This window comes from Streptomyces sp. SudanB52_2052, from assembly GCF_964272415.1.
GTDB classification, from domain to species: Bacteria; Actinomycetota; Actinomycetes; order Streptomycetales; family Streptomycetaceae; genus Streptomyces; species Streptomyces olindensis.
In genome coordinates, this window is record NZ_OZ186796.1 from 315,831 (window position 1) to 335,675 (window position 19,845).

Consider the following 19,845-nt stretch of genomic DNA (forward strand, 5'->3'; position numbering starts at 1 on the left):
CGGGCGGCGCGTCAGGCCGGTCCCGCCGCCTTCGGGACCGGCCCACTGGTGCCCCGCACCACCAGCTTGGGATCCAGCACCGCCTCCCGCGGCTGCAGCTCCCCGTTCTCCAGCCGCTCGACGGCGAAGCGGACGGCGTGCTCGGCCATGAGGACCGCGTCCTGGCGGACGGTGGTCAGGCCGATCGGCATCAGGTGCGAGAGGTGGCTGTCGTCGTAGCCGACGACGGACAGGTCGCGCGGCACCTCGACGCCCGCGCGGGTGAGGGCCATCAGCAGGCCCATCGCGCAGCGGTCGTTGCCGGCGAGGACCGCCGTCGGCAGCGGCCGGCCGGCGTCACGCTCGGCCAGGAGCAGGCAGCCCGTCTCGATGCCGGACTCCTCGGTGTGGTGACCGGGAATCACCCTCGCCTCGTCCTCCAGCCCGTGGCGGCGCATCGCGGCCCGGTAGGCGCGCCGCCGCTCCGCCGAGCCGGGGCCGCGTCCGCCGTCGATGTGCACGATCCTGCGGTGCCCCAGCTCCACCAGGTGGTCCATGGCCTGCCGGACGCCCTTGGCCTCGGCGGAGTGCACGAAGTCGACCCGGGCCTGGGGCACCCGGCGGCTGACCGAGACGGCGACCGTGCGCTGCCCGAGCTCGTCGAGGTAGGCGGGCGCGGCGTCCGGGCCGAGCAGGATCACCGCCTCACAGCGGTGGCTGAGCAGCGCCTCGACGGCCTTGGCCTCGCTGCGGCCGTGGGTGGCCCCGGAGAGCAGCACGTCGTAGCCGAGGCGTTCGGCCTCGGGGTAGATGCCGGTGATGAGGTCCGTGTGGAAAGTCTGGTGCACGGTGAACATCACGCCGAGCGTGCGGCTGCGGCCCCGGGCCAGGAGCCGGGCGGCGCTGTCCGGGCGGTAGCCGATCTCGTCGGCCACGCGCAGGACCCGTTCCCGGGTCTCCCGGCTGGCGCCCGCCTGGTTGCGGAAGATGATCGAGACGAGCGCGCGGGACACGCCCGCCTTCTCGGCGACGTCCGCCATCGTGGGCCGCTGCCTGCCCGATGCATCCACCTGTGAACCCACCCTCCGACGCCGCCCACCTTACGGGGTGTCCCGCTCGGGGAGCCGTGCGGGATCCGTTCGGATCCTCGTACAGGGGATCCTGCAATCTCCCGGCAACAAGCTATTGACATGACATTTGGACAGGGGTCATCGTACTCGAACTAGAGCGCGCTAGTAGAGCGCGACAGAGAGGGGAAACGCAGCGTGATGCCGTTCGATGTGCTGACCATGGGCCGCGTGGGAGTGGATGTGTATCCGCTCCAGACGGGCGTGGGGCTGGCGGAGGTCACCTCGTTCGGCAAGTACCTCGGCGGCAGTCCGACCAACGTCGCGGTGGCCGCCGCCCGTTACGGCCGTTCGGCGGCCGTGGTCACCAAGACGGGGCGGGATCCGTTCGGGGACGTCGTGCGCACGGCCCTGGAGGGGTACGGCGTCGACGCGCGGTTCGTCGGGGTCTCGGGGATCGCGCCGACGCCGGTGACGTTCTGCGAGATCTTCCCGCCGGACGACTTCCCGCTGTACTTCTACCGGCTCCCCAAGGCCCCGGACCTGGACATCCGGCCCGAGGAGCTGGATCTGGGGGCGGTGCGCGAGGCGCGGATCTTCTGGGTCACCGGGACGGGCCTGAGCGAGGAGCCCAGCCGCTCGGCGACGCTGGCCGCGCTGGCCCACCGGGCGAAGGCGGGCGCGACGGTGTTCGACCTGGACTGGCGGCCGATGTTCTGGACCGACGCCGACCAGGCCCGCACGTACTACACGGAAGCACTGCGCCACACCACCGTCGCCGTCGGCAACCTCGACGAATGCGAGGTCGCCACCGGTGAGCGCGACCCGCACGCCGCCGCGAAGGCGCTCCTCGCGGCCGGGGTGGAGCTGGCGGTGGTCAAGCAGGGCCCGAAGGGCGTGCTGGCCATGGGCCGGGACGGCACGGCGGTGGAGGTTCCGCCGGATCCGGTCGAGGTGGTCAACGGCCTGGGCGCGGGTGACGCCTTCGGCGGGGCGCTGTGTCACGGCCTGCTGTCCGGCTGGGACACCCGGCGCACGGTCACCTTCGCCAACGCCGCGGGCGCCCTCGTCGCGGGCCGGCTGTCCTGCTCCGACGCCATGCCCGCCCAGGACGAGGTCGAGGCCAAGCTGCGTGAGGTGAACCATGCCGTCTGAGAAGATCACCCGGATCGTTGACACACGGGTGACGGACCCCGGGGCGGTCGCGGCGGCCGCCGCGCGGCGCGTCAGAGCCGCCTCGCCGCTCGGTGAGCACGGCAAGGCGATGATCATCGCCGCGGATCACCCGGCGCGCGGCGCCAACGGGGTCGGCGCGACACGCTCGACCAGGCCATCGACCTCATCAACGCCAACCCCTACGGCAACGGCACCGCCCTGTTCACCGGCTCCGGCGAAGCCGCCCGCCGGTTCCAGCGCAACGTCCACGTCGGCATGATCGGCGTCAACGTGCCGGTGCCCGTGCCGATGTCCTACTGCTCCTTCGGCGGCTGGAAGGACTCCCTCATCGGCGACTCCCCCGTCCACGGCCCCGAGGGCATCCGCTTCTACACCCGCCCCAAGGTCGTTCCAACTGACCTCCCCGTCCCTCTCCCCAAAGGACACGCACCATGGCAACGGCGCCTCCCCCGATCCGCACCACCGTCGGCAACCTGTGCCTCGGCTCCGCCCCCGACTCCTGGGGCGTCTGGTTCCCCGAGGACGAGCACCAGGTCCCGTACACCCGCTTCCTCGACGAGCTGGTGCAGGCCGGCTACGAGTGGCTGGAGCTCGGCCCGTACGGCTATCTGCCCACCGACCCGCAGCGGCTGAAGGCCGAGTTGGACGCGCGGGGTCTGAAGGTCTCCGGCGGTACCGCGTTCGGCGCGCTGCACCGCCCCGAGGCGTGGGACGAGATGCTGGCCCACGTCCGGCAGGTCGCTGCGCTGACCGCCGCCGCGGGAGCGCACCACCTGGTCTTCATCCCGCCGATGTACCGGGACGAGAAGACGGGCGCGTTCACCGAATCCCCCGAACTGACCGCCGAGCAGTGGGCGGGGTTCGGCCGGGCCGCCGACCGGCTGGGCAAGCTGCTGCTGGAGGAGTACGACGTACGGCTGGTGGTCCATCCGCACGCCGACAGCCACATCCAGACGCAGGCGGAGATCGAGCGGCTGCTGAACGAGTCCGACGGCCGGTACACCAACCTGTGCCTGGACACGGGGCATGTGGCGTACGGCGGCGGGGACAACCTCGATCTGATCCGCCGGTTCGGTGAGCGGGTCGGCTATGTGCACATCAAGCAGATGGACCCGGAGATCCTGGCGCAGGTCGCGGCCGAGGACCTGTCCTTCGGTGAGGCCGTGAAGCGCGGAGTGTGCGTGTCGCCGCCGGCGGGGGTGCCCGATCCGGCCGAGGTGGTCGGCGAACTCGCCAAGCTCGACGCGGAGTTGTTCGTGATCGTCGAGCAGGACCTGTACCCGTGCGCCCCGGAGGTGCCGCTGCCCATCGCGGCCGGCACCCGCGAGTACCTGGCCGGCTGCGGCCTGTCGGGTACCCGGCGCCCGAACATCGACAGGTAAGGAGCGGCCATGGACGTCAGGGACGACACGACACCGGCCCCCATCCCCACCCCCGCCACCGCCGTCGCGGACGACGCCCCGCCGGCGGTGAAGCGGCGGCTGCGGCTGATCACGATCATCGCCACGTTCGGTGGTCTGCTCTTCGGCTACGACACGGGCGTCATCAACGGCGCCCTGCCTTACATGACCGACGACCTCGGACTGACCCCGGTCACCGAGGGCATGGTCACCAGCTCGCTGCTGCTGGGTGCCGCGCTGGGCGCGGTGACCGGCGGGCGGCTGTCGGACGCGCGCGGCAGGCGGCGCAACATCCTGCTGCTGGCGGTGCTGTTCTTCGTCGGCGCGCTCGGCTGCACGCTCGCGCCGACCACCGAGGTGATGATCGTGGCACGGTTCGTGCTCGGTCTCGCGGTCGGCGGTGCCTCGGTGACCGTGCCGGTCTACCTCGCGGAGGTGTCGCCCGCCGAGCGGCGCGGCGCCCTCGTCACCCGCAACGAGCTGATGATCGTCACCGGTCAGCTGCTCGCGTTCACGTCCAACGCGATCATCGCCCAGGTCGGCGGCGAGTCCGGTGGCGTGTGGCGCTGGATGCTGGTCATCGCCACGCTGCCGGCCGTGGTGCTGTGGTTCGGCATGCTGGTGATGCCGGAGAGTCCGCGCTGGCTGGCCTCGCAGAGCCGCTTCGGCGAGGCCCTCGAAGTCCTGCGCCAGGTGCGGTCGCAGGCCCGGGCCGAGGCCGAGCTGAAGGAGGTCACCGCGCTCGCCGTCAAGGACGAGCAGGAGAAGCTGGGCGGCTGGCAGGACATCAAGAGCACGCCGTGGGTGCGCAAGCTGATGTTCGTCGGGTTCGGCATCGCGATCGTGCAGCAGATCACCGGCGTCAACACGATCATGTACTACGGCACGCAGATCCTGACGGACGCCGGCTTCGCCGCCGACAGCGCGCTGACGGCGAACATCGCCAACGGCGTGATCTCGGTGCTGGCCACGTTCGTCGGCATCTGGCTGCTGGGCCGTGTGCCGCGCCGACCGATGCTGATGACCGGTCAGATCGGCACCACGGCGGCCCTGTTGCTGATCGGGGTCTTCTCGCTGGTGCTGCCCTCCGGTGATCCGCGGGCGTTCGCGGTGCTCGCCATGACGGTCACGTTCCTCGCCTTCCAGCAGGGCGCGATCTCGCCGGTGACCTGGCTGATGCTGTCGGAGATCTTCCCGATGCGGATGCGCGGCTTCGGCATGGGTGTGGCGGCCGTGGTGCTGTGGCTGACCAACTTCGTGATCGGGCTGGTCTTCCCGTCCCTGGTCTCCGGGATCGGGATCTCCAACACGTTCTTCCTGTTCGTGGTGGCGGGCGTGCTGTCCCTCACCTTCGTGAAGCTGTACGTCCCCGAGACCAAGGGCCGCACCCTCGAAACCCTCGAGGCCGAGCTGCGGACGCGCTTCTCCTGACCACCTTGCAAGGAGTCATCATGACCGTACGTGTAGGCGTCATCGGCGCCGGAATGATCGGCCAGGACCACATCCGGCGGCTCACCGAGGTCGTCACCGGGGCGAGTGTCACGGCCGTGACCGACATCGACGCCGGGCGCGCCGCCGAGGTGGCGGCCCGGACCGGTGCCACGGCGCTGCCCACCGGCGCCGACCTGGTCGCCTCCCCCGACGTGGACGCCGTCCTCGTCACCTCCTGGGGACCCACGCACGCCGAGCACGTCCTGAACGCGATCGCCGCCGGCAAGCCGGTGTTCTGCGAGAAGCCGCTGGCCACGACCGCCGAGGATTGTCTGCGGATCGTCGAGGCCGAGCGGGCGCACGGCCTCCGGCTGGTGCAGGTCGGTTTCATGCGCCGCTTCGACCCCGGCTACCGGCAGATGAAGGAGGTCCTGTCCACCGGTTCGCTCGGGGCCCCGCTGATCGTGCACTGCGCCCACCGCAACCCGACCGTGCCGGAGTCGTACCACTCCGCCATGGCCGCCCAGGACACGGCCGTGCACGAGATCGACGTGCTGCGCTGGCTGCTCGACGACGAGATCGTCTCCGCCCAGGTGGTCACCCCGCGCGCCACGAGCAAGCGCTTCGCGCACCTGAAGGACCCCCAGATCATGATCTTCGAGACGTCCGCGGGCGTCCGGATCGACCTGGAGGTCTTCGTCAACTGCCAGTACGGCTACGACATCCAGTGCGAGGTCGTCGGCGAGGACGGCCTGGTGCGACTGCCCGACCCGGCGGCCGTCGGGATCCGCACGGCGGCCCGGCACGGCACGGGAGTGCTGCAGGACTGGAAGGACCGGTTCGCGGAGGCCTTCGACACCGAGTTCCGCGAGTGGGTCGCCTCGGTGGCGGCCGGCACGCAGCCCACCGGCCCGTCCGCCTGGGACGGCTACGCCGCCACCGTCATCACCGACGCCGCCGTCCGGTCCCTGGAGTCCGGCGGCGAGACCGTCACCACCGACATGAAGCCCCGCCCCGCGTTCTACGGAGGGACCGCGTGAAGATCGCCCTCGACCCGTACATGTTCCGTGCCCTGCCGATCGACGAGATGGTGCGCACGGTCGCCGAACTGGGCTACGAGTACATCGAGTTGTCGCCGCGTGCGGACTTCATGCCGTTCTTCCTGCACCCGCGGGCGGACGACGCCCGGGTGGCCGAGCTGAAGAACGCGCTGCGCACTCACGGCGTCCAGCTGTCCTCGGTGCTGCCGCTGTACAAGTGGTCCTCGCCGGACGAGACCGAGCGGCAGGCGGCCGTCCGCTACTGGAAGCGGATGATCGAGATCACCGTCGAGCTCGAATGCCCGCTGATGAACTCGGAGTTCAACGGCCGCCCCGAGCGGGCCGCCGAGAGCGAGGCCGCGTTCTGGCGCTCGCTGGAGGAGCTGCTGCCGGTGTTCGAGCACGAAGGCATCGCTCTGAACCTGGAGGCCCATCCGGACGACTTCTGCGAGGAGAACACCCCGGCCGTCGATCTCGTGCGCGCGATCAACAAGCCGTGGGTGAACTACCTGTACTGCGCCCCGCACTCCTTCCACCTCTCCGGGGCCTCGGAGGTCGGTGCGGACATCGCGGCGATGATGCGCTACGCCGGTGACAAGCTCCAGCACGTGCACATCGCGGACTCCTTCAACCACAAGGGCTCCAGCGGGCTGCGCTACATCCTGAACCCGCCGGGCACCCCGGCCCGGATCCACCAGCACCTCGACATCGGTCAGGGCGAGGTCGACTGGGACGCCTTCTTCGGCACCCTGCGCGAGCTGGGCTTCGACGGTGTCGCCACGGCCTGCGTCTTCGCCTGGGAGGAGCGGGCGAAGGAGTCGTCGGCGTTCATGCTGGACCGCATCCGCAAGGAACTCGTCGCGTAGCGGGCTGCCGCCCTCGGCCCGGGCGGGCGTCAGGAGCTCGTGAGGATCACGAGCTCCCGCGTCGCCCGGGTCATCGCCACGTAGTGGTCGACCGCCCCTTCGACGCCCGTGCCGAAGCGCTCCGGGTCGACGAGCACGACCAGGTCGAACTCCAGCCCCTTCGACAGCCGAGGGGTCAGCGACCGTACGCGCGGGGAAGCCGGCCGGAACGAGGGATCGCCGATGACGCAGGCGGTCCCTTCGGCGTGTGCGGCCAGCCAGGCGTCGAGGACCCGGTGCAGGTCCGAGACGGGTCCGTGGACGACGGGGACGCCGCCGCTGCGGATGGAGACGGGGACGTTGGCGTCCGGGAGCGCGGCCCGGATGACCGGCTCGGCCTCCGCCATGATCTCCTCGGGCGTCCGGTAGTTGACGCTCAGGGACGCCAGGTCGATCCGGTCGAACCCGACCCGCTCCAGCCGTTCCCGCCACGACTCCGTGAAGCCGTGCCGGGCCTGGGCGCGGTCCCCGACGATGGTGAAGCTGCGGGACGGGCAGCGCAGCAGCAGCATCTGCCACTCGGCGTCGGTCAGTTCCTGGGCCTCGTCCACGACGATGTGCGCGAACGGCCCGGCGAGCCGGTCCGGGTCGGCGGTGGGCAGGGCGCTGTCGTCGACCAGGGAGTTGCGCATGTCCTGGCCGTGCAGCATGACCAGCACGCCTTCGCCGTCGTCGTAGCTGTGGGCTTCCAGCAGGTCGTCGATGACGTCGGCCATGTGCGCGCGCTGGGCGGCGACGGCGGCCTCGCGCCGTCGCTCGCGCCGGGACGCTTCCGGGTCGCCGAGCCGCTGCCGTGCCGCGTCCAACAGGGGCAGGTCGGACACCGTCCAGGCCCGGGGGTCGTCGCGCTGCAGCGTGCGCACCTCCTCGCGGGTGAGCCAGGGAGCGCACATCCGCAGATAGGCCGGTACCGACCAGAGGTCCCCGACGAGGTCGGTCGCCTCGAGGACCGGCCAGGCCCGGTGGAAGGCACCGAGCAACTCCCGGTCCTGGGACAGCGCCTTGCGGAGCAGGGCTTCGGGGACGTCGCCCTCGTGCTTGTCGACGAGGAGGGTGAGCAGTTCCTCCCAGATCTGGTCGCGGGCCTCGTTGTGCGGGGTGCCGGGTTCCGCCGCCTCGAACGCCACGGCCCAGTCGGCGGCGGTCAGCCGGATGTCGGACCAGTGGGTCGTGACCGTCATGGCCTCGGTGGGCGGTTCCTCGTAGAAGCGGACGGCCTTCTCGATCGCCCGCACCATGTCCGCGGACGACTTCAGCCGGGCCACGTCCGGGTCGGTCTCCTCCCCCGCGGTGGCTCCCTCGTCGACGAGGTCCCGCAGGACGCAGGTCTGCACGCCCTCCTCGCCGAGGCTGGGCAGGACGTCGGAGACGTAGGACAGGTAGGGCCGGTGCGGGCCGACGAACAGCACGCCGCCCCGGCGGTGCTGTCCGAGGCGCGGGTCGGAGTACAGGAGGTAGGCGGAGCGGTGCAGGGCGACGACGGTCTTGCCCGTGCCGGGACCGCCGTCGACGACGAGGGCGCCGCGGGAGCCGGCGCGGATGATGGCGTCCTGGTCGGCCTGGATGGTGCCGAGCACGTCCCGCATGCGGGGTGAACGGTCGCTGCCCAGGCTGGCGATGAAGGCGGACTGGTAGTCGAGCGCGGCGTGCCCGTCGAAGGCGTCGGCGGTGAACACCTCGTCCCAGTAGTCGCTGATCCGGCCGTCGGTCCAGCGGTAGCGGCGGCGGCTCGCCAACCCCATCGGGTCGGCGTGGGTGGCTCCGAAGAACGGCTCGGCGGCCGGGGAGCGCCAGTCGACCAGCAGCCGGCGCCCCTCGCCGTCCGTGAGGCCGAGGCGCCCCACGTACACGGGCTCGGAGCCGTCCGCGGCGACCATGTGCCCGAGGCACAGGTCCAGTCCGAAGCGGCGCAGGGCGCGCAGGCGCGCGGTGAGCCGGTGGATCTCGGCGTCCCGGTCCATCGCCTGCCGCCCCTTGCCGCCGGGCGCCTTGCGTTCGGCTTCGAGACGGTCGGACAGTTCGGCGATCGACTGCTCCAGGCAGTCGGCGACGGCGGCGAAGTGCCGCTCGTCCCCGGCGATCAGCGCGGGGGTGGCTTTGTGGGCGAGGCGGTCGGGAAGGTCGAACGCGCTCGTGGTCACAGGGGTCACGTCATGCTCCCGTTTCCGCAGGTCGTGGGGGGTGAGGAACGACAGTGTGCGGGAGACGGGGGGCCTTGCCGCAAGGCCCCCTGTGCGCTATAAGTTGAGAGTGGCAAGGAGAGCGCTCCTTGCCTTTCTTCTTTTTCCCCGCCTTTCTCCTTGCCTTTCGTGTTTCCTGCTCGCCCGTCGCCCCTGATCCCGGCCCGGGCTCCCGGCCGCCGGGTCCGTGTGACACGCTCTTCGCCGAGCGGTCGGCGGGAACCGGCCGCGGCGGTTTCCGGCACCGTGGAGAGGCGGCGGCATGCGCATAGGACTGCTCGGCACCGGCCCGTGGGCACAGCTGGCCCACGCCCCCGCACTGGGCGGGCATGAGGAGTTGGACTTCGTCGGCGTGTGGGGCCGCCGCCCCGAGGCGGTCAAGGAGCTGGCCGAGCGGCACGGCGTCCGCGCCTACGACAACGTGGACGAGCTGTTCGCCGACGTCGACGCGGTCGCCGTCGCGCTGCCTCCGGACGTGCAGGCCTCGCTGGCCGCGCGGGCGGCCCGGGCCGGGTGCCATCTGCTGCTCGACAAGCCGCTCGCGCCGACGGTGGAGCAGGGGCGGGCCGTGGTGCAGGCCGTCGAGGAGGCCGGTGTCGCCTCGGTCGTGTTCTTCACGACCCGCTTCCAGCCCGAGCCGGCGACGTGGATCGCCGAGCAGGCGGCGGTGCCCGGCTGGTTCACCGGGCGGGCGCAGTGGCTCGGGGCGGTGTTCACCAGTGAGAGTCCCTTCGCGACGCCGTGGCGGCGGGAGAAGGGCGCGCTGTGGGACGTCGGGCCGCATGCCCTGTCCGTGCTGCTGCCGGTGCTCGGCGACGTGCGCCGTGTGACGGCGGCGGCCTACGGGCCCGGGGACACGGCCCATGTCGTCCTCGACCACGCGGGCGGCGCGTCGAGCACGCTCACGCTGAGCCTGACGGCACCGCCCGCCGCGTCCGGCGCCGCCGTGGAGCTCCACGGGGAGGCCGGGATCGCGGTCCTGCCGGAGAGCGCCGACGGAGCGGTCCCCGCCCTGAAGCGCGCGGCGGACGCCCTGCTCACCGCCGCCCGCACCGGCCGCCCGCACGCCTGCGACGCGGCGTTCGGCCTCCGGGTCACGGAGATCCTCACGGCGGCCGAGGACGTGTTGAACGGCGCCGCTCGCTAGGGTCTGACGTTCGGATCCCGCGGCAGCCCGAGGTCGACGTGGCGGTCCTCAGTGCGTGTTCCAAGCCCCCGTGACGGCCCGAAGTGCCTTGCCCTGGCCCGTACTCAAGTGGTCCTGGTGGCGCGTCGGTAGGCGATGAACGTCAGCGCCATGCCGAGCAGCGCCCAGGCGGCGAGGGTCAGCTCCGGGCGGGAGGACCTGTCCGACGGTGGACCAGCCGTCGGGCAGCCAGTGCGGTCCGCCGGCGAAGCCGGAGAGCGGGTTGCCGAGCATCAGACTCAGGGCGGCCATGCCCAGCGACACGCCGAGGCCGGTGATCAGGTAGTTGCCGCTGAGCGAGCCGGTGCCGTACCGGAGGAGGGCGGCGGCGGAGAAGCCGGGGCCCTTGGGGTCGTCGTCGGTGAACGGCTTGAGGTCGGTGACGATGAGGTCGGCCTTCTGCTATCGCCGCCTTGAGTAACGGTACGGCGACACCCGGCTGTACGTGAGCCGCGGCGCCGGGGCCTCACCGTCGTGGAACCCGCCTCGAAGCAGGCTTAGGGCCTGTCCGACGAATCGGTCGGGCGATCCGCGATGACCAGCCACGACGTGCTGCGCAGCCGGACCGTGCCGTCGGCCGCCTCGTGGTCGCGCAGATGGTCCGTCAGGGTGCGGCGGGCGCGGGCCCGTGCGGTCGTGTCGGCCTGTTCCATCAGGTGGCGACCGGGACCCGTGTCCAGCAGGAACTCCGCCGCGTCCTCGGCTCCGTGTCCCCAGGTTCCCCAGGCTTGCGTCTGGTCGACGGTGATGCCGGTGAAGCCGGCCGCGGTGAGGATGTCGCGGATGCGGTCCGGCGCGGCCAGGGAGAACATGCCGGGTAGCCCCGGCCGCCCGAAGTCGCCGACCGGCAGGAAGTCGCTCAGTGCCGCCATCGCCGTCACCCAGTCGTTGAGCGTGGCATCGGCCGGGCAGACGAACGCCAGGCGCCCGCCGGGTCGCAGCGCCCGGCCGACGTTGCCGAACGCCGCCACGGGGTCGGCGAAGAACATCACCCCGTAGCGGCTGATCGCCGCGTCGAACACCCCCGCCTCAAAGGGGTGTGTCTGCGCGTCGCCTTGGACGAAGGAGACGTTGGCGATGCCCTCTCGCTCCGCGCGGGACCGGGCCTCGGCCAGCATCGGGCCGGACAGGTCAAGGCCCAGCGCCCGCCCTTGGGGCGCCCGGAGCGCGGCGAGGCGCGTGGTCTGCCCGGAGCCGCAGCCGAGGTCGAGGGTGCGGTGGTCCCGGGTGATTCCGGCGGCGTCGAGGAGCGGCTCGTCGAAACCCCCGTTCACCGCGTTCCAGCGGTCCTGGTTGCGGGCCCAGTGGGCTCCTTCGGGACCGTTCCACGCCTGAGCCTGTTCGGTGTTGACGATGTCGGGCACGGCTGCCTCCTGTGACGGACGACGAAGTATGGGCGTGTGCCCAAACAGTATGGGCGAACGCCCATACTGGCAATACCCCGCTACCATCCAGGGCGTGGCGTCCCTTTGAGGGCGGCGCAGGAGGAACGGAAGAGGAGCCCATGTCACCGCGCGGAGTGGCGACGCCGGACGTACGCGAGCGACTGTTCGCGGCGGCCGAGCGCGTCGTGGAAAGGGAGGGGCCCGGCGCGCTCACCAGCCGGTCCGTCACGACAGAGGCGGGCTGCGCCAAGGGGCTGCTGCATGCGCACTTCGCGGGGTTCGACGAGTTCGTGGCCGAGCTCTGCCTCGATCGGTTCGCCCGGACGGCGGCGAAGGCCCAGGAACTGTCGGAGCTCGCCGGACAGGCCACCGTGGCACGGAACCTCGTTGCCGTCGCCCTCGCGCTGTTCGACTCCGGCGGCCCCGCCATCTCGAGCCTCGCCATGACTCGCCCCGCCGCCGCGCTGCGCGTCCGCGAGGCTCTGGAAGGCGGGGCGCCCGGTTTCACGGCGATCCAGGAGGCCATCACCGGCTATCTGCGGGCCGAGCGGGGGCTCGGCCGGGTGGCGGAGACCGTTGATCCGGGCACGGTGGCCCTGGCCATCGTCGGCACCGCCCACCACCTCCTGATGACCAGCTGGCCGGGCGCGCCTGACCCACGGCCCCCCATGACACGCCTGGTGACCGCGTTGGTGGATGGCTGATTTCAGGAGCGCAGCCGGAGACGTACGGCGGCAACGTCACGGTGCCGTGAAAGACGTACGCCCTCATGTCCGGGCCGCGTGCATGCGGCCCGGAAGGTCTTCGGTCGGCAGATCAGCCGCTCGGCTCGGTTCCTCCGCCGAGGTGTGCCTCAGGCCCCTTCCCGCGCCGGATGGAAGTTGAGGCGTTCCCTGACCACGGGATAGCCGGCCTTGGTGAAGTTCGCGGCCATGGGGAAGTTGCCCTGGTCCGTGGCGGCGGAGACGAACTCCGCGCCCTGCGCGGCGAGGAAGTGGGTGCACTCGGCCAAGAGGTCGTAGGCGTAGCCGCGGCCCCGCTGGTCGGGCAGGACGCCGATGAAGCCGATGCACGGGCCGGAGGGGTTGTGGGCCGGGATGTGGATGCCGGCCGGCTCGCCATCGGGGGTGTACGCGACCTGCCACCACTCGCGGGGCGAGGGGCACCAGTGGAAGAAGTCGAGTTCCTCCTGGGCCGCCCGGTCGAGTCCGCCCTCCTCGATGGCCTTGAGGGCGTGGGCGTCCAGGGTGACGGAGTGGATGCGGCGCAGCGCGTCGAAGAACACGGCGTCGTCCGGTTCGGCGCGGAACTCCAGGCGCCCGGGCCGCTCGGGCAGGCCGAGGTCGGGGGTCCAGCGGTACATGAGGCGTTCGACGAGGAGGTCGTAGCCGGCCTTGCGCGCGGCGGTGAAGCGGGTCTCGGCCGCGGTGCGCAGGGCCGGGTCGTCGCGCCATCCCGCGGGCAGGTTCAGCTCCAGTTCGACCTGCCAGGGGGCGGAGCGCAGGAGCGCGGCGCCCGCCTCCTCCTCGCCTTCCGCCACGTCGAACCAGTTGAGGTTGACGGGCTCGGTGTCGTCGGGCCCGCCCCACCAGGCGCCGCGGGCGACGACGCGGCCGTCGCGCAGCGCCACGCGCTTCCAGTCGGGGCGGTGCCGGGTCAGCCGGTGGCCCTCACGGGCGCCCAGCGGGTCGGGCATGGTGTCGAAGAGAGCGGCGTCGCTCGCGTCGAGCGTGTGGATGACCGGATCGGTCATGGGAATTCCTCCGAGAAGCAGACTGCGAAGAGCGCTCCCGGTCGGTCAGTCGCAGCACGCCGGGACAAGGGGGAGGGAGCGCGGGAACGGTGTGAACTGCACGGCTCAGCCCTCCTTCCACTGGTCTCGGGCGTGGCGCGCCACACGTTACGCGATCACCGATCACCCGTCCACGGAATTCCGGACCGCGCTCAAGTGGCCCTCGAGAGCCCCGGCGTGCGGGGGACCGTCGGGCGTAGCAGCGTGGTGGTGTGAGCAGTGCGCGCGGCCGGTTCCGCCGGGCCCCCGACCGGGACGGGCCCGGCTGGCTGCGCGGCGCACCGCCGCCCGTGTGGGCGCGGGTGCTGCCGACCGCGCTGCTCGCGGGCGTGTGCGCGGCGGAGCTGATCAGCCCGGAGCCGCTCGACATCGGCTTCCTGCTGGGCGCCATCCCGCCGCTGGCCGTCCTGGCGCACGGCCCGGCGGCCACGGCGGTGCTGGGCGCGCTGGTGGTGGTCGTGCTGAGCGTCCCGGTCTTCAACCTCAACGCGCCCGGCACCACGGATTTACTGACCGTGTGCTTCGTCTCGGTCCTGAGCGTGCTGCTGTCATTCGTCCGCAGCAGGCGGGACGCGCAGCTGGTCACCGAGCGCTCGGTCGCCGAGGCCGCGCAGCGGGCGGTCGTGCCGCCGCTGCCGGAGCGGGTCGGGCCGGTGCGGTGCGCGGGGCTGTACCGGGCCGCGCAACGCGGGACGCTGGTCGGGGGCGACTTCTTCGACGTGCGGGCGGGCCCCTACGGCGTACGGGCGGTCATGGGCGATGTGCAGGGGCACGGGCTGTCGGCCGTCGCCACGGTCGCGTCGCTGCTGGGGGCCTTCCGGGAGGCGGTGCTGGACCAGCCGGACCCGGAGGCGGTGGCGGCCCGCCTCGACCGGAGGATGGCGGTGGACTCCGCGGACGAGCCGCATGCCGAGCTGTTCGCCACGGCGGTGCTGCTCGACTTCTCCACCGACGCGCGCCAGGTGCGGATCGTGGCGTGCGGGCAGTCCGGGCCGCTGCTGCTGCGGGACGGGCGGGCCGTCGAACTGGACGTCGAGCCGTGCACTCCGCTCGGGCTGGGCCTCGCCGGGGTCGCCCCGCCCCGGGTCGTCTCGGTGCCGCTGCGCGCCGGTGACCGGCTCTTCCTCGCCTCCGACGGTGTCACCGAGGCCAGGGACGCCGACGGGGCCTTCTATCCGCTGGCCGAGCGGCTGCCGGACCTCGCGCACGAGGACCCGGCCGCCCTGGCCGAGCGAGTGTGGGCCGACCTCGTCCGGTACAGCCCGGACGTACGGGACGACGTCACGATGCTCGTGCTCGCGCCCCGTCCCCGGGGCGGGCCCTGACGCCGCCGGCGAGCCTCCACCGTCACCCGGAGTACGGCGACGCGACATCGGTGGGCGTCCGAACGGGGTGTCCGGGCCCCCGGACGGCCGGTCCGCGCTCTCCGGATGCACGCCGGGCTCGCGCGGGGAATGGTGATAGCGGACCCGTTTTTCAGCACCGGGGCCGCACCAGCGATCCGGACCCTAGGAGCAGAGAACATGTCGACGTCACAGCCCCAGTCCCGGCCGCCCGAGGACCGCACCACCCCGGACCGCCTGCTCCACGCCCGCACCGGCACCGACGTGTCGCCGGAGGACCTCGTCCTCGCCTCGGGCAAGGACCTCACCCCCCGCAATCTGGAGTGGGCCAAGCGCAAGCTGGCGGCGGAGGGACCCGCGGCGATGGAGAAGCTGCTGCCGTAGCCGACCGACAGGGGCCCTACTCGTCCGCGTCGGGCAGGGCGCTGTCGTCCTCCACCACGTGCACCGCGGCCTCCTCCGCGCCGGCCGCTCCGCCGTCGATGCCCATGTCGGACGCGACGGTCTCCTTCGTGGTGTCGGGGTGGGCGCCCTCGTCCGGGGCGACCAGGCGGCCGGCACGGGCGCTGCCCGCCTCCGGGTCCACCGGTTCGCCGTCGCCCTCGGGGGTGTCGCCCACGCCGTCCCCGGCCGGTTCCGCGGACACGTCGGGGACCTCCTGGGACAGCCGTTCGTCGAGGGTCTCGCCCTCGTGCTGCTCCGCGGCGGTGGTGCCGTGCTTGGTGACGCCCAGGGGCTTCTCCGGCGGGGAGTAGCCCTCGTCGAGGGTGTCGTCGTAGGTCCGTTCGTCGACGGCGTCCTGCAGGTCCAGCGGCGCGGCGTCCTCCTGCTCCTCGTTGCTCCCGGTGGGCTGGTACGCGTCGTCCGCCATCGGTTCGGGGCGCATCGGTTCCGTGCCCATCACTCCTGCCTCCCTGTCGCGCTGCGTCGACTCGTTCGTCTCACGTGTCCGTTCCGCGTTTCCCGTTCCGGGGGCTCTAACCTCGACGGCCGCCAAGCCCCAGGTCGTACACTGCGCGCCAGGGAGGGTGCCGTGGCTGATCAGGAGTCGTACGGTGGCGTGATCCGGCGGGCGCGGCGCGCGGAGCGGGTCGGCTGGACCGCCATCGGGTGCGTGTCGGGGCTGCTCGGCCTGGCCCTGGTCGCCTTGGTCGCCGGCCTGCTGGTGTTGGCTGTCGCCGCCTGGTTCGTCGCCCTGGCGCTCAGATGACGTCGTTCCCCGGCCGGGCCGGGTCCACCGACCACTTCTCCTCGATGCGTCCGACCCTCCACACCACCAGCGCCACCGCCCAGGTCGCGAAGAACAGGGCGACGACGACGTAGCCGAGGACGTTGAGGTCGAGGCCGGAGATCCAGTTCCAGAAGGGTCCGTGCAGGCCGAGCCTCTCGGCGAGGAGGCCGAGGAGTTCGACCGTGCCGATGAGGAGGGCCGCGGCGACGGACAGGCCGGTGATCGTGAGGTTGTAGTAGACCTTGCGCACCGGCTTGGAGAACGCCCAGCCGTAGGCGAAGTTCATGAAGGAGCCGTCGACGGTGTCCAGGAGGCACATCCCGGCGGCGAACAGGACGGGCAGGCACAGGATCGCGTACCAGGGCAGGCCGGACGCGGCGCCGTCGCCGGCCAGGACGAGCAGGGCGATCTCGGTGGCGGTGTCGAAGCCGAGACCGAACAGCAGGCCCAGCGGGTACATCTGCCAGGGCCGGGACACCGACTTCGTGACACGGCCCAGCAGGCGGTTCATGAAGCCGCGGTGGTCGAGCTGCTCCTCCAGGGCGGCCTCGTCGTAGCGGCCCGCGCGCATGGCCCGGGACACCTTCCAGATGCCCGCGAGGATGACGAGGTTGACGGCGGCGATGAGGTAGAGGAACGCCCCGGAGACGGTCGTGCCGATCAGGCCGGTGACGTCGTGCAGGGCGGAGCCGTCGTCGCGGACCGGTCCGGCCAGGGCCTTCACGCCGAGGGTGAGCAGGAAGGCGAGGGCGAAGACGACGCTGGAGTGGCCGAGGGAGAACCAGAAGCCGACCGACAGCGGCCGCTGTCCCTCGCCCATCAGCTTGCGGGTGGTGTTGTCGATGGCGGCGATGTGGTCCGCGTCGAAGGCGTGCCGCATGCCGAGCGTGTACGCGGTCACGCCGATGCCGACGCCGAAGGTCCGGGTGCCGATGGCGTGGTGCTCGGGGGCGACGATCGCGACGAGGACGAACCAGCCGATCACGTGCAGGGCCACGATGAACGCGGCCATCCCCCCGACCCTGGTCCACTCCCGCCGCGTCATGGAGGTGCGGACGCGGTGCCGGGCCGTGCGCCGGGCGGGGAGGGGCGGAGTGGACTCAGGGGCGGCCGTCATCGAGGGGAGGGTCTTTCTGTCGGACGGACGGCTGCGGTGAACAGCCTTGTGTCATCCTCCGGCACCTGCAAGTGATGTGCAGTAAAGCCCGTGGCAGGTCTTGTCCATGGAACCGAAAACTCCGGAACCGAGAACTCCGGAGCCGGGCCCCTGAGAGCGGGTCACACCCCGGCGTTCGGTCCGTCCGGCCGGCCGCGGCGCTGCTCGACCATCTCCCGGCTGAGCTCCTCCGTCTCCGCCTCGGACAGCCGCTCGAAGCCGTCCTCGGTGATGACGGACACGACGGGGTAGATGCGGCGCGTGAGGTCGGGGCCGCCGGTCGCAGAGTCGTCGTCGGCCGCGTCGTAAAGCGCCTGCAGAGCCGCCAGGGTCGCCTCGCGCCGGGACAGGCCGGGGCGGAACAGCTTCTTCAGCGCGCCCCGGGCGTACGGCGAGCCGGAGCCCTCGGCGTGGAACCCGTACTTCTCGTAGCGGCCGCCGGCGACGTCGAAGCCGAAGATGCGGCCCCGCCCGCCCTCGGGGGCCGCAGGATCGTAGCCCGCGAGCAGCGGGACGACCGCGAGGCCCTGCATGGCCTGCCCCAGGTTGCTCCGGATCATGGTGGCCAGCCGGGTCGCCTTCGCCGCGAGGGTCATGGGGGTGCCCTCGATCTTTTCGAAGTGGTTCAGCTCGACCTGATAGAGCTTCACCAGGTCCAGTGCGAGCCCGACGGAGCCGGCGAAGGCGACCGCGGTGTGGTCGTCGGCGGGGTGCACCTTCTCCAGGTCCCGCTGCGCGATCAGGTGGCCCATCGTGGCCCGCCGGTCCCCCGCGATCAGCACGCCGTCGCCGTAGGTGAGGGCCAGCACGGTCGTGCCGTGCGGGGCGCCCTCGGCGCGGACGCCGTCCGGGAGGACGCGGCGGGTGCTCAGCAACTCCGGGCGGTGGGCCGCCAGGAACTCCGTGAAGGACGAGGTGCCCGGAGTGAAGAACTCCTCCCCCAGCCGCCCCGCGTGGTCGTCCGGCGCCATGCCGCTCCCCCTCGTTCGTGACCGTCGAGCGAGTCCTACCTGAACGGGGCGGACGGGAAACGCGGGTCGGGTCACCGTGTCCCGGTGGGTGCCGGCGGTGCGACGCGGACGTCCAGGTCCGAGATCCGGTGGACGGGCCAGGTGCGGGCGTACCCGGGCGGTGTGCCGCCGGCCGGTGCGAGATGGGCGACCGGGAGGCGCCGCGCGGTGCGCAGGATGGCGCCGGGGGTGGTGTTCTCGTTGTGGCCGGCGGTCGCGCCCGAGGAGCAGCCGGTGTAGTAGCCGATCGGGATGGCCTCGTGCCCGGTGAGCAGACAGGGCGGGCGGACGCCGAGGCGGTGCAGTTCCCCGGCGGTGCGGTCCCAGTCGCGGCGGTTCTCGGTGTTGCGGGCCACGGTGCGTTCCAGGACGGCGATCTGCACCGCCAGGTGCCCGGCCAGGCCGAGGGCGACCAGCGCGGCGGCGACCGGGCGCCACTTCCCGCCGGGGGTCTTGACCAAGTGCCACAGGGCGTCGGCGACCGGGATCGCGAGCAGGGCGTAGGTGGGCTGGAGGAAGCGGGGCGCGGCGTAGCCGATCATGAACAGGTAGGGCAGGGCGGCCGTGGCCGCGCAGGCCAGCGGGATCAGGGTCCGCCCCAGGCGCCGGGCGCGGGCGGCGACGACCAGGCCGAGACCGGCCAGGACGGGCAGGACGAACCACCAGACGGTGACCACGGGGTGGGGCATCGACCCGATGCACGGCCGGCACAGGGCGCGGCCGCCCAGGCTGCGCAGCTGGTCGTCGACGGCGATCTGCCAGCCGAGTCCGCCCTGGATGCGCGAGGCCTCCGACAGCCGCTGCCCCAGGCCGCCGTGGCCCAGGTACGCCTCGATCACCCACGGGACGGCACCCGCCGCGAGGCCCGCCGCGAGCGCCAGGAGCAGGCGCCAGTGACGGCGGAGCAGCGCGAGGGCGAGCAGCGGCACGGTCACGTACACCGCGTCCACGGGCCGCATCAACGCCATCAGCGTGGCGCCTGCGGCGACGCCCCACAGGACCGCCGGGGCGGAACGTTTCTCCCGGGCTCGCAGGAAGCAGCCCACGCTGATCAGGCCACCGATCGCGACCCAGTAGTTGGGCATGGCCTGCGGGCCGTAGAAGAGGGTCACCCACAGGGTGGCGAAGAAGGCGCCGCCGACGACCAGGACACGGGTCGGGAACAGGCCCCGCCAGCAGCGCAGGGCCAGGTAGAGGGCGAGGCCGGAGAGCAGGGCGAGGTAGACGCGCAGCAGCGGGACGGACGACGACCAGGACGCCACGGGCGCCACGAGCAGGGAGACGCCCCGGGAGCGCGGCGCGCTGAAGAAGGCCGCCGGGGTGTGGGAGGTGACCTGGCTGACGTAGACGACCTCGTCCCATCCGAGATCCAGCAGGGGCCGGACGAGGGCGAGTTGCGCGAGGGTGAAGACGCCGGCCAGCACGGCGAGCGGCCGGTCGACGCGCCGCTTGCGCACCGTCCCCTTCACGCCGGTCTGCTCGCGTCTTCGCATTCGGACGAGGATGGCGTTCCCGCCGTCGGCCATCGTCCACTCCTTCCCCTACGCGCCGTAGGGCCGCTGCG

General features: G+C 72.3%; 18 protein-coding genes and 2 pseudogenes. 12 read left to right on the plus strand and 8 right to left on the minus strand.

Annotated features, from left to right (window positions below; all coding sequences use genetic code 11):
- Nucleotides 1-11: 11 nt before the first annotated feature.
- Nucleotides 12-1,019: a LacI family DNA-binding transcriptional regulator gene (locus ACSUPV_RS01490; RefSeq protein WP_037764007.1), complete on the minus strand. Its 1,008-nt coding sequence runs from the start codon at nucleotides 1,017-1,019 to the stop codon at nucleotides 12-14.
- Nucleotides 1,020-1,247: 228 nt separating this feature from the next.
- Here ACSUPV_RS01490 and iolC point away from each other — a divergent pair, with 228 nt between their 5' ends.
- The 7 genes and pseudogenes from iolC (at nucleotide 1,248) to ACSUPV_RS01525 (ending at nucleotide 6,959) form a co-directional block, all read left to right on the plus strand.
- Nucleotides 1,248-2,201, plus strand: coding sequence for a 5-dehydro-2-deoxygluconokinase (gene iolC, locus ACSUPV_RS01495; RefSeq protein ID WP_436949864.1), 954 nt, complete (start codon nucleotides 1,248-1,250; stop codon nucleotides 2,199-2,201).
- A pseudogene (locus ACSUPV_RS01500) lies at nucleotides 2,191-2,358 on the plus strand (Cgl0159 family (beta/alpha)8-fold protein); the annotation flags it as partial. The gene iolC and the pseudogene ACSUPV_RS01500, both read left to right, overlap by 11 nt.
- Nucleotides 2,355-2,633 (plus strand): annotated as a pseudogene (locus tag ACSUPV_RS01505) (aldehyde dehydrogenase family protein); the annotation flags it as partial. The pseudogenes ACSUPV_RS01500 and ACSUPV_RS01505, both read left to right, overlap by 4 nt.
- Nucleotides 2,634-2,653: 20 nt before the next feature.
- Nucleotides 2,654-3,604, plus strand: a complete 951-nt coding sequence (locus ACSUPV_RS01510) for a TIM barrel protein (RefSeq protein WP_037764017.1) — start codon at nucleotides 2,654-2,656, stop codon at nucleotides 3,602-3,604.
- A 9-nt stretch (nucleotides 3,605-3,613) separates the two neighbouring features.
- The gene (locus tag ACSUPV_RS01515; protein WP_436946758.1) at nucleotides 3,614-5,053 is read left to right on the plus strand and encodes a sugar porter family MFS transporter; all 1,440 of its coding nucleotides are present in this window, start codon (nucleotides 3,614-3,616) and stop codon (nucleotides 5,051-5,053) included.
- Nucleotides 5,054-5,073: 20 nt separating this feature from the next.
- Nucleotides 5,074-6,093, plus strand: a complete 1,020-nt coding sequence (locus tag ACSUPV_RS01520) for a Gfo/Idh/MocA family protein (protein WP_037764023.1) — start codon at nucleotides 5,074-5,076, stop codon at nucleotides 6,091-6,093.
- Nucleotides 6,090-6,959: a sugar phosphate isomerase/epimerase family protein gene (locus ACSUPV_RS01525; protein WP_436946759.1), complete on the plus strand. Its 870-nt coding sequence runs from the start codon at nucleotides 6,090-6,092 to the stop codon at nucleotides 6,957-6,959. Before ACSUPV_RS01520 ends, ACSUPV_RS01525 begins: the two co-directional genes overlap by 4 nt.
- 29 nt (nucleotides 6,960-6,988) lie before the next feature.
- Here the strand turns inward: ACSUPV_RS01525 and helR are convergent, their stop codons facing one another.
- Nucleotides 6,989-9,148 carry an RNA polymerase recycling motor ATPase HelR gene (gene helR, locus ACSUPV_RS01530; protein WP_436946760.1) on the minus strand — a complete coding sequence of 720 codons (2,160 nt, stop codon included), beginning with the start codon at nucleotides 9,146-9,148 and terminating at the stop codon, nucleotides 6,989-6,991.
- A 292-nt stretch (nucleotides 9,149-9,440) separates the two neighbouring features.
- On the opposite strand from helR, the gene ACSUPV_RS01535 reads away from it, so the two are divergent.
- Nucleotides 9,441-10,325 (plus strand): Gfo/Idh/MocA family protein, encoded by an 885-nt coding sequence (locus tag ACSUPV_RS01535; RefSeq protein WP_436946761.1) that lies wholly within the window; start codon nucleotides 9,441-9,443, stop codon nucleotides 10,323-10,325.
- A 536-nt stretch (nucleotides 10,326-10,861) separates the two neighbouring features.
- On the opposite strand, the gene ACSUPV_RS01540 is transcribed toward ACSUPV_RS01535, so the two are convergent.
- A complete protein-coding gene (locus ACSUPV_RS01540; RefSeq protein WP_037764034.1) occupies nucleotides 10,862-11,728 on the minus strand; it encodes a class I SAM-dependent methyltransferase in 867 nt (288 codons plus the stop codon).
- A 140-nt stretch (nucleotides 11,729-11,868) separates the two neighbouring features.
- On the opposite strand from ACSUPV_RS01540, the gene ACSUPV_RS01545 reads away from it, so the two are divergent.
- Nucleotides 11,869-12,453 carry a TetR/AcrR family transcriptional regulator gene (locus ACSUPV_RS01545; RefSeq protein WP_031120381.1) on the plus strand — a complete coding sequence of 195 codons (585 nt, stop codon included), beginning with the start codon at nucleotides 11,869-11,871 and terminating at the stop codon, nucleotides 12,451-12,453.
- Nucleotides 12,454-12,602: 149 nt separating this feature from the next.
- On the opposite strand, the gene ACSUPV_RS01550 is transcribed toward ACSUPV_RS01545, so the two are convergent.
- Nucleotides 12,603-13,502, minus strand: coding sequence for a GNAT family N-acetyltransferase (locus ACSUPV_RS01550; protein WP_436946762.1), 900 nt, complete (start codon nucleotides 13,500-13,502; stop codon nucleotides 12,603-12,605).
- Between the two features lie 251 nt (nucleotides 13,503-13,753).
- Here ACSUPV_RS01550 and ACSUPV_RS01555 point away from each other — a divergent pair, with 251 nt between their 5' ends.
- A complete protein-coding gene (locus tag ACSUPV_RS01555) occupies nucleotides 13,754-14,866 on the plus strand; it encodes a PP2C family protein-serine/threonine phosphatase (RefSeq protein ID WP_436946763.1) in 1,113 nt (370 codons plus the stop codon).
- 198 nt (nucleotides 14,867-15,064) lie between these two features.
- Complete coding sequence (locus tag ACSUPV_RS01560) at nucleotides 15,065-15,268, plus strand: hypothetical protein (protein WP_037764046.1); 204 nt, start codon at nucleotides 15,065-15,067, stop codon at nucleotides 15,266-15,268.
- Nucleotides 15,269-15,284: 16 nt separating this feature from the next.
- Here the strand turns inward: ACSUPV_RS01560 and ACSUPV_RS01565 are convergent, their stop codons facing one another.
- Complete coding sequence (locus tag ACSUPV_RS01565) at nucleotides 15,285-15,770, minus strand: DUF5709 domain-containing protein (RefSeq protein WP_031120386.1); 486 nt, start codon at nucleotides 15,768-15,770, stop codon at nucleotides 15,285-15,287.
- A gap of 147 nt (nucleotides 15,771-15,917) precedes the next feature.
- On the opposite strand from ACSUPV_RS01565, the gene ACSUPV_RS01570 reads away from it, so the two are divergent.
- Nucleotides 15,918-16,094 carry a hypothetical protein gene (locus tag ACSUPV_RS01570; RefSeq protein ID WP_359790477.1) on the plus strand — a complete coding sequence of 59 codons (177 nt, stop codon included), beginning with the start codon at nucleotides 15,918-15,920 and terminating at the stop codon, nucleotides 16,092-16,094.
- On the opposite strand, the gene ACSUPV_RS01575 is transcribed toward ACSUPV_RS01570, so the two are convergent.
- The 3 genes from ACSUPV_RS01575 to ACSUPV_RS01585 form a co-directional block, all read right to left on the minus strand.
- Entirely contained in the window at nucleotides 16,087-17,232 is a 1,146-nt protein-coding gene (locus ACSUPV_RS01575; protein ID WP_436946764.1) for a HoxN/HupN/NixA family nickel/cobalt transporter, read from the minus strand. The two genes, ACSUPV_RS01570 and ACSUPV_RS01575, sit on opposite strands and share 8 nt — an antisense overlap.
- 161 nt (nucleotides 17,233-17,393) lie before the next feature.
- Nucleotides 17,394-18,242: a proteasome subunit beta gene (gene prcB / locus ACSUPV_RS01580; RefSeq protein ID WP_436946765.1), complete on the minus strand. Its 849-nt coding sequence runs from the start codon at nucleotides 18,240-18,242 to the stop codon at nucleotides 17,394-17,396.
- A 71-nt stretch (nucleotides 18,243-18,313) separates the two neighbouring features.
- A complete protein-coding gene (locus ACSUPV_RS01585) occupies nucleotides 18,314-19,807 on the minus strand; it encodes a hypothetical protein (RefSeq protein WP_436946766.1) in 1,494 nt (497 codons plus the stop codon).
- Between the last annotated feature and the right edge of the window lie 38 nt (nucleotides 19,808-19,845).